This window comes from Polaromonas sp., assembly GCF_041689105.1.
Taxonomy (GTDB): Bacteria; Pseudomonadota; Gammaproteobacteria; order Burkholderiales; family Burkholderiaceae_C; genus Polaromonas.
This window is the reverse complement of record NZ_JBDNGU010000042.1, coordinates 1-12428: the sequence shown is the minus strand read 5'-3', so window position 1 is coordinate 12428 and position 12428 is coordinate 1. Positions and strand designations below refer to the sequence as shown.

13 protein-coding genes and 1 pseudogene are annotated in these 12428 nt (G+C 63.2%); 4 read left to right on the top strand and 10 right to left on the bottom strand.

Features of this window, described 5'->3' with window-relative positions; genetic code table 11:
* Nucleotides 1-432: 432 nt before the first annotated feature.
* Complete coding sequence (locus ACESMT_RS03875) at nt 433-1431, bottom strand: lysylphosphatidylglycerol synthase domain-containing protein (RefSeq protein WP_372825258.1); 999 nt, start codon at nt 1429-1431, stop codon at nt 433-435.
* Between the two features lie 182 nt (nt 1432-1613).
* On the opposite strand from ACESMT_RS03875, the gene ACESMT_RS03870 reads away from it, so the two are divergent.
* The gene (locus tag ACESMT_RS03870) at nt 1614-2327 is read left to right on the top strand and encodes a YebC/PmpR family DNA-binding transcriptional regulator (protein ID WP_372825257.1); all 714 of its coding nucleotides are present in this window, start codon (nt 1614-1616) and stop codon (nt 2325-2327) included.
* 31 nt (nt 2328-2358) lie between these two features.
* On the top strand, nt 2359-2607 hold the full coding sequence (locus ACESMT_RS03865; protein ID WP_372825256.1) for a DUF3297 family protein: 249 nt from the start codon (nt 2359-2361) through the stop codon (nt 2605-2607).
* Between the two features lie 118 nt (nt 2608-2725).
* Here the strand turns inward: ACESMT_RS03865 and ACESMT_RS03860 are convergent, their stop codons facing one another.
* The 4 genes from ACESMT_RS03860 to clpB form a co-directional block, all read right to left on the bottom strand.
* Nucleotides 2726-3448 carry a transporter substrate-binding domain-containing protein gene (locus ACESMT_RS03860; RefSeq protein WP_372825255.1) on the bottom strand — a complete coding sequence of 241 codons (723 nt, stop codon included), beginning with the start codon at nt 3446-3448 and terminating at the stop codon, nt 2726-2728.
* Nucleotides 3441-3638, bottom strand: coding sequence for a hypothetical protein (locus ACESMT_RS03855; RefSeq protein ID WP_188708628.1), 198 nt, complete (start codon nt 3636-3638; stop codon nt 3441-3443). Before ACESMT_RS03855 ends, ACESMT_RS03860 begins: the two co-directional genes overlap by 8 nt.
* A gap of 29 nt (nt 3639-3667) precedes the next feature.
* Nucleotides 3668-4600 carry a histone deacetylase family protein gene (locus tag ACESMT_RS03850; protein WP_372825254.1) on the bottom strand — a complete coding sequence of 311 codons (933 nt, stop codon included), beginning with the start codon at nt 4598-4600 and terminating at the stop codon, nt 3668-3670.
* Nucleotides 4601-4855: 255 nt separating this feature from the next.
* Nucleotides 4856-7459, bottom strand: coding sequence for an ATP-dependent chaperone ClpB (gene clpB / locus ACESMT_RS03845; protein WP_372825253.1), 2604 nt, complete (start codon nt 7457-7459; stop codon nt 4856-4858).
* A 106-nt stretch (nt 7460-7565) separates the two neighbouring features.
* On the opposite strand from clpB, the gene ACESMT_RS03840 reads away from it, so the two are divergent.
* Nucleotides 7566-8168 carry a hypothetical protein gene (locus tag ACESMT_RS03840; protein ID WP_372825252.1) on the top strand — a complete coding sequence of 201 codons (603 nt, stop codon included), beginning with the start codon at nt 7566-7568 and terminating at the stop codon, nt 8166-8168.
* A gap of 19 nt (nt 8169-8187) precedes the next feature.
* Here the strand turns inward: ACESMT_RS03840 and ACESMT_RS03835 are convergent, their stop codons facing one another.
* Nucleotides 8188-9426, bottom strand: a complete 1239-nt coding sequence (locus tag ACESMT_RS03835; RefSeq protein WP_372825251.1) for a flavin-dependent oxidoreductase — start codon at nt 9424-9426, stop codon at nt 8188-8190.
* A 205-nt stretch (nt 9427-9631) separates the two neighbouring features.
* Complete coding sequence (locus ACESMT_RS03830) at nt 9632-10645, bottom strand: tripartite tricarboxylate transporter substrate binding protein (protein WP_372825250.1); 1014 nt, start codon at nt 10643-10645, stop codon at nt 9632-9634.
* Between the two features lie 118 nt (nt 10646-10763).
* Here ACESMT_RS03830 and ACESMT_RS03825 point away from each other — a divergent pair, with 118 nt between their 5' ends.
* On the top strand, nt 10764-11258 hold the full coding sequence (locus ACESMT_RS03825; RefSeq protein WP_372825259.1) for a MarR family winged helix-turn-helix transcriptional regulator: 495 nt from the start codon (nt 10764-10766) through the stop codon (nt 11256-11258).
* A gap of 63 nt (nt 11259-11321) precedes the next feature.
* On the opposite strand, the gene moaE is transcribed toward ACESMT_RS03825, so the two are convergent.
* From moaE to ACESMT_RS03810, 3 genes and pseudogenes are all read right to left on the bottom strand, one after another.
* Nucleotides 11322-11798, bottom strand: coding sequence for a molybdopterin synthase catalytic subunit MoaE (moaE, locus tag ACESMT_RS03820; RefSeq protein WP_372825249.1), 477 nt, complete (start codon nt 11796-11798; stop codon nt 11322-11324).
* A gap of 1 nt (nt 11799) precedes the next feature.
* Nucleotides 11800-12051 (bottom strand): molybdopterin converting factor subunit 1, encoded by a 252-nt coding sequence (gene moaD, locus ACESMT_RS03815; protein WP_372825248.1) that lies wholly within the window; start codon nt 12049-12051, stop codon nt 11800-11802.
* Nucleotides 12052-12061: 10 nt separating this feature from the next.
* Nucleotides 12062-12428, bottom strand: a pseudogene (locus tag ACESMT_RS03810) (molybdopterin molybdenumtransferase MoeA); the annotation flags it as partial.

The window sequence follows — 12428 nt, the reverse complement described above, 5'->3', positions numbered from 1 at the left end:
TGCGTGGAATTGAGCGCGTAAACCAGATGTTTGTGCTGACAATGGCGGCCTACAACCTGACCCGGATGCGCACCCTGGGGAAAATCCGTCTGCAAACGGTGTGACGGGCAAGAAAAGCCCAAGAACGAGCCTCAGACCGAACAAAAACAGTAAATAGGAAGCGGAAATATCAGGATGCGAGAAGAAAGTCAGAAAAATCAAATTCCCCGAGCATGGCCTTGCGCTTGCGCGGGGAGTATTTCAGCAGCCTGCTAGGCAACAGCCGTCCGTTGATGGGCAGGATTGTCCCGCAAAGCGGCGGCATCTGCCAAACTGAGAAGTTACAAGAAGAATCGGGTTGCAGCCCTTGCCCATCAAGCGCAGACAGCTATTTATTTGATAGCACCTCATGTATCGCTCACCGGGGCGCGAGAAAGCCGCTGGCCTCCGCGCTCAGGCCGGTGCAGCGGCGGCGTCCGGAGCGGGATGGGTAGCGGCGTAGCGCTCAAGCAGCAGGTACAGCACCAGCCCGCCGGCCAGCGGCAACAGGTAATACAGGGCCCGGTAGGCCAGCACCGCGCCCATCAGCGCCCCCTGACGAACACTGCCCCCGAGCAGCACCAGGTAAACCGCCTCCAGCACGCCCAGCCCGCCGGGAATCGGAATCACCACCCCGACCACCGACGCAGCCAGCAGCACGCCCAGGACCGTGCTGTACGGCACCCGCTGATACAGCAGCACATACATCGCGGCACCCATCAGCGCCCAGTTTGCGGCCGACATAGCGAGCTGCAAAATGGCAATTTTGGGCGGTGGCAGATGCAGGCGTTTGCCGCGCAGGTGCCAGGTGCGCCCGCGCGTGAAGACGCAGGCCACCACGTAAGCGATGGCCAGCAACACCATCAGGGCACCCAGCACCCGCAAGGTCCCGCTGGCCATGTGCGCCTGCGCTGGTGCCTTGATCACGCCGGCGGCAAACAGGCTGCCGGCCAGCAATCCATACCCGAGCCAGTTGGTGGCCAGGCTGATGCCGACCACCTGCGCGATGCGGGCGTCGTCCAGGCCCGCACGGGCATACAGGCGCGCGCGCAGGGCCATGCCGCCCACCAGCGAGCCCAGGTTCAGGTTAAAGGCATAGCTGGTGACGGCGATGGCCCAGGTGCGCCAGCGTGACAGCCGGTGCTGCGTATGGTGTCGGCCGATCAGGTCATAACAGCCGTAGAGCGCGTGGCTGGCCGTAGCAATAACCAGCACCGCCAGCAACAGCAACGGTGAATACTGTGTGAGCGCCTGCCAGGCGCCAGCCCAGTCCACCTTGTGCGCGTGTGAGATCAGCAGGCCGAGAACCAGCACGCCAAAGGCCGGCACCAGCCAGCGCTTCAGGCGCGGCCAGAGACGCGATGCGGCTGCTACCGGAAGCGGATCGAGGCTGGGGGCTGCATCACTGACCATGAGGCTTATTCTTGCGGTGCGTCCCGGCTTCGCCAAGCGCTGGCGGCGCGTGTTGCTGTAGGCGCAAACGCATGTGCAGCGCCTCCTCCACCCGTCCGGGTGTATAAACAGAGCCCCCGGTCCCGCGCCCTGTTCTCAGCTGCGCCGGTGCCTACCCGATACAACAGCAAGGAATCTCAAGCATGGGCGCGCAGTGGAAAGCAAAAGGCAAGGAACTGGCGGCCAATGCCAAGGGCAAGGTCTTCGGCAAACTCGCCAAAGAGATCATGGTTGCCGCGCGCAGCGGCGCCGACCCGGCGCTGAACGCGCGCCTGCGGCTGGTGGTGGAGCAGGCCCGCAAGGTGTCCATGCCCAAGGACACGCTGGAGCGCGCCATCAAGAAAGGCGCAGGCCTGACGGGTGACACGGTTCACTTTGAACACGTGATCTACGAAGGTTTTGCGCCGCACCGCGTGCCGGTGATGGTCGAATGCCTGACCGACAACCTGAACCGCACCGCGCCGGAAATGCGCGTGTTGTTCCGCAAGGGGCAACTCGGCACCTCGGGGTCGGTGTCCTGGGATTTTGACCATGTCGGCATGATCGAGGCCGAGCCCGCTGCAGCCGGCGCCGACCCGGAACTTGCTGCCATCGAAGCCGGCGCGCAGGATTTCGAGGCCGGCGAGGAAGAAGGCACAACGCTTTTCCTGACCGATGCAGCCGACCTCGACATCGTCAGCCGCGCCCTGCCCGCCCAAGGCTTCACTGTGCTGTCGGCCAAACTCGGCTACAAACCCAAAAACCCGGTGGACCCCGCATCCCTCAGTGCCGCCGATCTGGAAGAGGTCGAAACCTTTCTGGCAGCCATCGATGGCAACGACGATGTGCAGACCATTTATGCCGGTCTCGGCAGCTGATGCGACTCAGGTCAGATTTAAAATAAACAGCATGAACGACGCTACCTCCCTCCCTCCCCTGCCCGATCACCTGTCGGCAGACCCGCGCAGCCCGCACCACGTCGCCGCGGTGTTTGAACACGACATCGGCATCCGCTTCAACGACAAGGAGCGCTCGGACGTGGAGGAGTACTGCGTCAGCGAACGCTGGATCAAGATCCCCGCCGGCAAGGCGCTGGACCGCAAGGGCCAGCCGTTGATGATCAAGCTCAAGGGCAAGGTCGAAGCGTTTTACAAGTAGGCCGGCGCGCACCGCGCGTTGCGGGGCGCCCACAAATTGTTCAACGAAAAAGCCATTCCGCCCTTTGCTGACGGGCGTGAAAAGCTATCAAAAGAAGAGCACTCCTTCCGGCAGCGGCTCAGTCTACGGCAACGGTCGCACCAACAATGGCGTGGCGCGCCAGCGAAGCAGCCACAAACCCGCTGCGTTTCATGCGCGCGACAAAGTCGTCGATGAATGCAGCCGCCGCGGCGCTGCGCGACCTGGGCATGGCCATGGCCTGGTTGATCACCATGAAACGCTCGCCCAGCAGGCGCAGCCCGCCAACACGTTGGGCGTCGGCCTCCAGGCCCTGCTTCACGCCCGCCGCCACCTCCAGCCCGTCCTTGAGCATGGCGTCAACCACAGCTTCCGAGGTGGGCACCTGCACCAGCTCGGCGTGCTGGATGTGCCGCGTCAGATACAGGCCGTAGGCGCTGCCCGCCCCCATCACGATCCGGATGCCGGCCCGATCCACGTCCGCATTGGTTTTGATCGGCGAGCCGGCAGGCACCAGGTAAAAGCCTTCGATCTGCACGTAGGCCGGGGTGAAATGTGTGGTTTCGGCGCGCAGCGGGTCAATCGCCATGAAGCCGATGTCGGCCTCGCCGCCAGCCAGCGCGGCGACCGATTTGGCGGCGGTGTCGAACTGCAGGAAATCCACCGCCACGCCCAGCTCACGCGCAAATTCCCGCGACAGGTCGATGGTCACGCCTGCGGGTTTTTCCTTCGCGGTGTGGCTGTGCGCGAGCACCGGGTTGCCCATGTTCAGCGAAGCGCGCAGCTTGCCGGTGGGTGCGAACTCTTTGGCCAGATCAGTCATCCAGAAATCCCCCCTTGTAAAAGCTCCACGCGGTGCCGTCGTGCAAATAGAAATAGCCGTCGGCGCAGTCATCCTTGCCGGGAAAGAACTCCCGGTAGGCCTTGGGAACAAGGCGCTCAAGCTGCGCGTCGGAGAGTTCGTCGAATTCTTCAGGGGTGATGGGTTGACCGACCCGGAGTTTGCGTTCCATGGGGCCTATCTTAGAGGAGCACCACGCCCTCAGTCCCCCATCAGCGCGCGCACATGCGCCGCCGTGCCGCTGGCCAGGCCTTCCAGGCTGTAGCCCCCCTCAAGGACAGACACCACCCGGCCACCAGCGGTTTCGTCGGCCACCTTCATCAGCTCGCGGGTGACCCAGTGGTAGTCCTCGTCGGTGAACTGCAGCCCGCCCAGCGGGTCTAGGTGGTGGGCGTCAAAGCCGGCCGAGATAATCAGCAGCTCAGGCGCGAAATTGCGCAGCGCCGGTAGCAACTGGTCCGTCATGGCTGCCCGGAAAGCGGCCGAGCCGGTGCCCCGGGGAAAGGGAATGTTGACAATGTTTCCGGCCACGCCGGTTTCATTGCGCGCCCCGGTGCCAGGGTAAAACTGCGACTGGTGGCAGGAGCCGTAAAACAGGTCCGGGTCGTCGTAAAACGAGTTCTGCGTGCCGTTGCCGTGGTGCACGTCAAAGTCCACCACCGCCACACGCTGCAGACCATGTTGCTGGCGCGCGTGCAACGCGGCAATGGCGGCCTGGTTGAACACGCAAAAACCCATGGCCTGGTCGGCCTCGGCGTGGTGGCCGCAGGGGCGTGTGGCGCAAAAAACGTTGGCGGCCTCTCCGGCCACCACATCATCCACGCCGGCACAGGCCGCGCCCACACACCGCATCACCGCCTCCAGCGAGCCCGGCGACAGGATGGTGTCCCCACCATCGAGCGCGCGATACCCCTCGGTGGGCGACAGGGCCTGCACGTTGTCCACATAGTCGGGCGTGTGGACATGCAGCACCTGCTCAAACGAGCCCAGCGGGGCATCGCGCCAGACCGCCTTGTCAAATTCCGGTGTCTTCAGCGCCTGCAGCACGGCTTCGAGGCGCTCGGGGGCCTCCGGGTGATGCGGGCCCGGGCGGTGCTCAAAACAGGCTGGGTGGGTGTAGATCAGGGTGGTCATGGGTGTTGTGTCCTTGCAGGGGTGGCGCCGCAACACTGTCAACTTGCGGCGATGCTTGTCTGGTTTGTGTGAATCACTTTAACGGATCATGCCTGCCGCACATACCCACCGGCACGCTCACGCGGCCCAAAAGCAGAAAACCCGCTTCCGGCTTGCGCAGGAGCGGGTTGTCGATTTTTCCAGATGAAATCGACCGTCAGCCCTTGACAGTCGAGGGTTATCCGCTATCAATTAAATAGCAAACAGTCCTTGAACTCAGGCCAGCTGTGCCGCCCCGAAGCTGAACACGCCCGGGTCGCGGATCGGGTCCACATCGACCGGAATGGTGCTTTTGGGCGGAAATTTTCCTTCGAGCAGGAGCTTGGACAGCGGGTTCTCGATGCGTTGCTGGATTGCGCGTTTGAGCGGCCGCGCACCGAACACCGGGTCGAAGCCGACCTTGGCAAGTTCGGCAATCGCCGCTTCGGACACTTCCATGTTCAGTTCCATCTTCTGCAGACGCTCGATGAGCACCTTGAGCTGGATGCGGGCGATGGACTCGATGTTTTTTGCATCGAGCGAATGGAAGACCACGGTCTCATCGATGCGGTTCAGGAACTCGGGGCGGAAGTAGTTTTTCAGTTCGCCCTCCACCGCTTCCTTGACGTCTTCATAAGGCTGGCCGACCATGGTCTGGATGATGGGTGAGCCGATGTTGCTGGTCATCACGATCACGGTGTTCTTGAAGTCCACGGTGCGGCCCTGGCCGTCGGTCAGGCGGCCGTCGTCCAGCACTTGCAGCAGCACGTTGAATACATCGGGGTGGGCTTTTTCGACCTCGTCGAGCAGCAACACGCTGTAGGGCTTGCGGCGCACGGCTTCGGTCAGGTAACCGCCTTCCTCGTAACCCACATAACCCGGCGGCGCGCCGATCAGGCGGGCGACCGAATGTTTCTCCATGAACTCGCTCATGTCGATGCGGATCAGGTGGTCTTCGCTGTCGAACAAAAAGCCGGCCAGCGCCTTGCACAGCTCGGTCTTGCCGACACCGGTGGGGCCGAGAAACAGGAAACTGCCGGTGGGACGGTTGGGGTCACTGAGGCCAGAGCGCGAACGGCGGATGGCGTTGGCGACGGCGCCTATGGCTTCGTCCTGGCCGACCACACGTTCGTGCAGCTTGCCTTCCATGAGCAGCAGTTTGTCGCGCTCACCCTGCATGAGTTTGCTGACCGGGATGCCGGTGGCGCGCGCCACGACTTCGGCAATCTCCTCGGCACCAACCTGCGTACGCAGCAGGGTGGGTGCGTTGGTCTTGCCCTTGGTGGCTTCGGCGTCCTGCGCTTCTTTCAGGCTTTTTTCCAGCTCGGGCAGCTTGCCGTACTGCAGCTCGGCGACCTTGTTGAAGTCGCCTTTGCGGGTCTGCTCTTCAATCTGGAAGCGGATTCGGTCAATTTCTTCCATGACGTCCTTGGAGCCGAGTGCCTGCGCTTTTTCGGCCTGCCAGATTTCGTCGAGGTCGGAAATTTCCTTTTGCAGCTTGGTGATTTCTTCCTCGATGAGCGCAAAGCGCTTTTGCGAGGACTCGTCCTTTTCGCGGCGCACGGCCTCACGCTCGATCTGCAGCTGAATCATCCTTCGGTCCAGCTTGTCCATCACTTCAGGCTTGGAGTCACGCTCGATGGCGATCTTGCTGGCGGCCTCGTCAATCAGATCAATCGCCTTGTCGGGCAGGAAACGGTCGGTGATGTAGCGGTGGCTCAGCTCGGCCGCAGCCACGATGGCCGGATCGGTGATCTGCACGCCGTGGTGCAGCTCGTATTTCTCTTTCAGCCCACGCAGGATGGCGATGGTCGCTTCGACCGACGGCTCGCCGACCAGGATTTTCTGGAAGCGGCGCTCGAGTGCGGCGTCTTTCTCGATGTACTTGCGGTATTCGTCAAGCGTGGTGGCGCCCACACAGTGCAATTCACCCCGGGCCAATGCCGGTTTCAACATGTTGCCAGCGTCCATCGCACCTTCGGCCTTGCCGGCGCCGACCATGGTGTGCAGTTCGTCAATGAACACGATGGTCTGGCCTTCGTCCTTGGCGAGTTCTTTCAGCACGGTTTTCAGGCGCTCCTCAAACTCGCCGCGAAACTTGGCACCGGCCAGCAGCGCGGCCATGTCCAGGCTCAGCACGCGTTTGCCTTTGAGCGAGTCGGGCACCTCGCCGGCGACGATGCGCTGGGCCAGGCCTTCGACAATCGCGGTCTTGCCGACACCGGGTTCGCCGATCAGCACCGGGTTGTTCTTGGTGCGGCGCTGCAGCACCTGGATGGCGCGGCGTATCTCGTCGTCGCGGCCGATCACCGGATCGAGCTTGCCCAGGCGGGCGCGTTCAGTCAGGTCCATGGTGTATTTCTGGAGGGCTTCGCGCTGGCCCTCAGCCTCGGGGTTGTCCATTTTTTCGCCGCCTCGCACGGTGTTGATGGCGGACTCCAGCGCCTTGCGGGTCAGGCCGGCCTCTTTGGCCAGCTTGCCGACATCGCCCTTGCTGTCTGCCACGGCCAGCAAAAACAGCTCGCCGGCAATAAAGGTGTCGCCGCGTTTGATGGATTCTTTCTCGGTCGCCTGCAGCAGCTTGCCCAGCTCGGGGCCAACCTGGATCTGCTCCTGGCCCGACACCGTTGGCAGCTTCTTGACGGCGGCGTCGGTGGCAGCCTGCAAGGCATTCACGTTGACACCGGCGCGCTGCAGCAGTGCCTTGGGGCCGTCGTCCTGGGCCAGCATGGCGGCCAGCAGATGGGACGGCTCAATGTAGGCATTGTCATTGCCCAGCGCGAGCGATTGCGCGTCGCTGAGGGCTTCCTGGAATTTGGTGGTGAGTTTGTCCTGGCGCATGGGGCGTCCCTTCAAGATGATTGTTGTTGATCTGGGGCTTGAATCGGGCTTTTTCAATAGCCCCAGCGCCGCCTTCCGCCGCTGGCGCAGGTCTAGAATTGTTCCCATGAACATACACCAGGTGTCGGTCAGTTACGTGCAGGAACAGGACCGCCTGTTGATACGCATCAATGGCAAGGAAGGCGGTGAGCTGCGCGCCTGGCTGACGCGGCGGATGGCGCTGGCGCTGCTGCCCATCCTGAACCAGACCACGGCCGACCAGATCAAGAAAGTGGCGGCCGCAGCAACTGCGACACCAGCCATCAGCCTGGAAGACCGGCGCAGCCAGCTGGTGGCAGCCTTCGAGACCGAAGCCGCCCTGCGCACCGGAGATTTTGAAACGCCTTACGAAAGCCGCCAGGGCCCGCCGGGCGACCCGGTGCTGGACGCCGAACCGCTGCTGCTGACGGAGGTCAAGGTCACGCTGATGGGCGCTGGCCAGCTGCGGCTGCAACTGTTTGAAAAACTGCCGGGGCAGGACGCGGTGCGCAACTTCCAGCTCATGATGGACCCGCAGCTGAGCAACGGCCTGTTGCACCTGCTGCACCAGAGCCTGAGCTCCTCACGCTGGCTGCACGTACCGGCGCTGGCGCCTTCACAAGACGCCGTGACCACCACTGAGCCGGCCGAGCTGGCGGTGGACCTGGCCAAGCCCAAGTACCTCAACTGAGGCGTGTGCCTGCCCGCGCTCAACCGGCCCTGGCCGCTTCGAGCGAGAACCCGGCGACCTTTTTGTAATGGTCTGAAATCTCGCGCAGCGCCTGCTGGCTGATCAGGTCGTCGATGTTGGCAAAGGGTTTGCCGCCGCTGAGCTCATCAACCTTGATGTTGATGAAGTCGGGCGGGACCGAGCGGTTGGTCAGCACGATGTTGGCTGTGGGTGCCAGCCGCAGTTTTTCATACGCCAGCAATGCGGCGCGGCCGTCCCCGCCGGCAGCAGCCAGTTGTTCCGCCAGCGTGCGCCCGTCGATAAGCGCCTGGGCCGAGCCGTTGGAGCCGCGCGGGTACATCGGGTGGGCGGCATCGCCGAGCAGTGTCACGCGGCCAAAGGTCCACTGCGGCACAGGGTCCTTGTCGACCATCGGATATTCAAGAATCTGCTCTGCATTGGCGATCAGCGCCGCGACATCGAGCCACGGGAAGCGCCAGTCCTTGAAAATGTCCAGGAAATCCTTGCGGTCGCCTTCGCGGTTCCAGTCGTTCATCGCCGCGTTGCTCTGCTGGATTTCGGCCACCCAGTTGATCAGCTGGTGGCCCTCGCCGTCAAGCTGGTCAACGATGGGGTAAATCACCATCTTGCCAGTGTCGATGGCGCCAATGCGCATGTAGCTCTTGCCGGTCAGGATGGGCTGGTGCCGCGTCACACCGCGCCAGGTGTTGATGCCGGCAAAGGCCAGCTTCTCGTCGGGATAAAACTGGCGCCGCACGGCCGAATTGACGCCGTCACAGGCGATCACCACATCGGCGCGCACGCCCGGCAAGGCGGTGCCGCTGGAGGTCTGCATGAAATGCACCGCCGCGCCGCTGTCGTCCTGGTCCACGCCGGTGCAGCGGTGGTCGGTGTGGATGGCCGCAGCGCCCAGGCGCTCCAGCGCGGCTTCGTAGAGCAGGCGGTGCAGCTTGCCGCGCGGGATGCCGATCTCGGGAAGGTCGTAACCGGCATGGCGGCCGCGCGGCTCTTTGTAGATGAACTGGCCAAAGCGGTTGAAAAACACGCTCTCTTCGTTTTCGATGCCGACGGCTTCGATGGGCGCCTGCAGGCCCAGCGCGGCGAGCTCGCGCATGGCGTGCGGCAACAGGGTGATGCCGACACCCAGCTCCTTCACTTCGGGCACGGTCTCGTACACGTCACAGGCCAGGCCGCGCTGGTGCAGCGCCAGCGCCAGGCTCAAGCCGCCTATCCCGCCGCCGACGATTGCAATTTTCATAATGTCTTCTTCGATGGTTTGAACCGGACTGTCATTGCGGACTTGATCCGCAATCCATACAGGCACGCCGCAGTCCAGGTTCAAGCAAACGTGGATCCCGGATCAGATCCGGGATGACAGCGGATATAAAAATAAACATTAAATCGGCCTTCAGCCCTTTCCGGGCGGGCGCCATAAGCTACCGATTCAGTAGCAGATAAGGTACTCAGTTGGCGGTGATGCCCTGCGTCTTGATCAGCCCGGCCCAGCGCTTCGCATCGGCTTCGACCAGGGTTTTGAACTCGGCCGCGGTGCTGCCACTCGGGTCCATGCCCTGGACTTGAAAGGCTTTTTTGACCTCGTCGGACAGCAGGATGTCCCGGATCTCGCGGTTGTACAAAGCCACCAGGTCCGGCGGGGTGCCGGGCGGCGCGAAGATGCCGTACCACATGTCCACACTCACGTTGCCAGCCTTGGCTTCGGCCAGCGTCGGCAACTCGGGCAACAGCGGGTGGCGCTTGTCACTGCCAATACCCAGCGCCACCAGCCGGCCGGTTTTCACATGGGGCAGCGCCACGTGGATGGGCAGGAACATGGTTTCGATCTGGCCGCCCAGCAGGTCAGTCAGGGCCGGGCCAGTGCCACGGTAGGGAATGTGCGTGACAAACACGCCGGCCGTGGCCTTGAACAGCTCCATCGACAGATGGTGCGGCGTACCGACGCCAGGCGAGCCGTAGTTGATGCGGCCCGGCGCCTGCCGCGCGGCGGTCACCAGGTCGGTGGCGGTCTTGAAGCCGGTTTTCGGATGCGCCACCAAAATCAGTTGGCCCCAGCTGGTCAGCGTCACAGGTGTCAGGTCTTTCACCGGGTCAAACGGCAGTTGCGGGTAGAGCGCGGCGTTCATCACGAGTGTGTTGACGGTGACCAGCAGTGTCGAACCGTTGGGCGCGGCGCGCACCACCGCTTCGGTGCCGATGTTGCCAGACGCGCCAGCGCGGTTGTCCACCACCACCGGGCGGCCCAGCCGCTCCGACAGCCTGGGGCCGATGGTGCGCGCAATCAGGTCGATGCCGGTGCCCGGTGTGAATGGAACAATCAGGCGGATCGGCGCTTGCGGCAATGTATTTGCCGCCGCTGGGACCGGCGCTTGCGCCCACAGGCCGGTGCTGGCAACCATGACTGTCAACAGCGCGCCCAGCCTCAGTGAGAGCCGGCGGGAGGGGGAAGAGATGGCGTTCATGAAGTACATCCAAGGCCTTTACTGGTTTGCATGCTAACGATTATTCGGCAAAATGGACAAGGCACAATCCATGGATTCCCTTAGAAGCTGCCTAACCAGAAGTTTTGTTTTGACCACTGTGCCCGCTTTTCACAACCTTGCCCAACTTTATGCGCGTCCCGGTTTCCTGCTGCGCCGGGCGCACCAGATATCGGCCGCCGTCTTTGAGGACGAATGCCGCAGCCTGGGACTCACGCCAGCGCAGTTCGGCGTGCTCAGCGTATTGCGCGCCAGCCCGGGGCTGGACCAGTCCAGCCTGGCGCGGGCGCTCGGGTTTGACAAGGTGACCATGCTTCGCGTGTTGCGCGGTCTGGAGGCGCGGGGCCTGATCGCCCGTGTGCCAGCCCCCACCAGCCGACGCAACCTGTCGATTTCACTTTCGGATGCCGGACTGGCGCTGCTCAAACAGGCCCAAGACCCGGCCGAACGCGCCTACAACCGGCTGATGGCGCCCCTGGACAAAAAGCAGCAGGCCCAGTTGGTGGACCTGTTGCAATTGCTGACCTCCGGGCTGGAAGCGGAGGCGCGCGCGGCTTTTGTACCGCCGGAGCGGGAAACCAACATCCGGGCCTGAAACCTGGCCTTCTTCGCGCTCAAGGCCTCAAGGCGCACAGCGTGAAGTCGTGCGTGACGACCGTCAGCCGACGTTGCCGGCCGTTATGCCCCACCTAACCAGCGCCGCGTCGTCGCTGACACGCGCATCGACCCAGCGCGCGCCGTCCGGCGTCTGCTCTTTTTTCCAGAACGGCGCCTGGGTCTTGAGGTAGTCCATCAAAAACTCGCAGGCCTGAAAACTTTCACTGCGGTGCGCCGAGCTCACCGCCACCATCACGATCTGGTCCAGCGGCTGCAGCAGCCCGACGCGGTGGATGACGCGGGCGCCGCAGATGTCAAAGCGCTTGTGCGCCTCGTCGATCATGGCCTCAATGGCTTTTTCAGTCATGCCGGGGTAGTGCTCCAGCTCCATGCTGCGGACGCTCAAGCCATCATTGCGGTCGCGAACGATGCCTGTAAAGGTGCACACTGCGCCGACGTGGGGGTCATGGAGGCGCAGGGCTTCAACTTCTTGCGACAGGTTGAAATCGTCGGTCTGGATCGACACCCTGATAGACATCTCAGCCTCCAGTCACTGGCGGAAAAAAAGCCACCTCGGCGCCATCGGTCAGCGCGGCCGATTCATCCGCCATCACCTGGTTGAGCGCCATGCGCACGGCTTTTCCGCGCGCCAGGCTGTCGGCGTATACCGGTCCGCGCGCGATCAGTTCGTCGCGCAGGTTGGCCAGGGTGGCGGCCGGGGTGTCCAGGGTCTCACTGCCCTGCCCGATGGCCTCGCGGATGGACGCAAAATATTTGACCGTGATTTTCATGGGCAGGCTTTCAGGACAGCAGCGCTGAAAACGGAAGGAACCGGACCGTATCACCACGGGCGATGGTCTGGCCTGCGGGGTTGTCCACCACGCCGTCGCCCCAGACCGCCGAGGTCAATACGCCAGAACTCTGGTTGGCAAACAGCGCCAGCCCACCGGCGGCGTTGCGCTGAACACGCAGGAATTCGCGGCGCTTGTCGGCACGCGGCCAGTCGAAATGCGCGGTCATGGGCGTGGGCTGCACGGCCAGCGCGCTCGCGCCCTGCAGCTTGAGGATGAAGGGTCGCACCAGCACCAGAAAGGTCAGGAAGCTGGACACCGGGTTGCCCGGCAGGCCGATGAAATGCGCCGCGCCAACCCGGCCGTACGCAAACGGC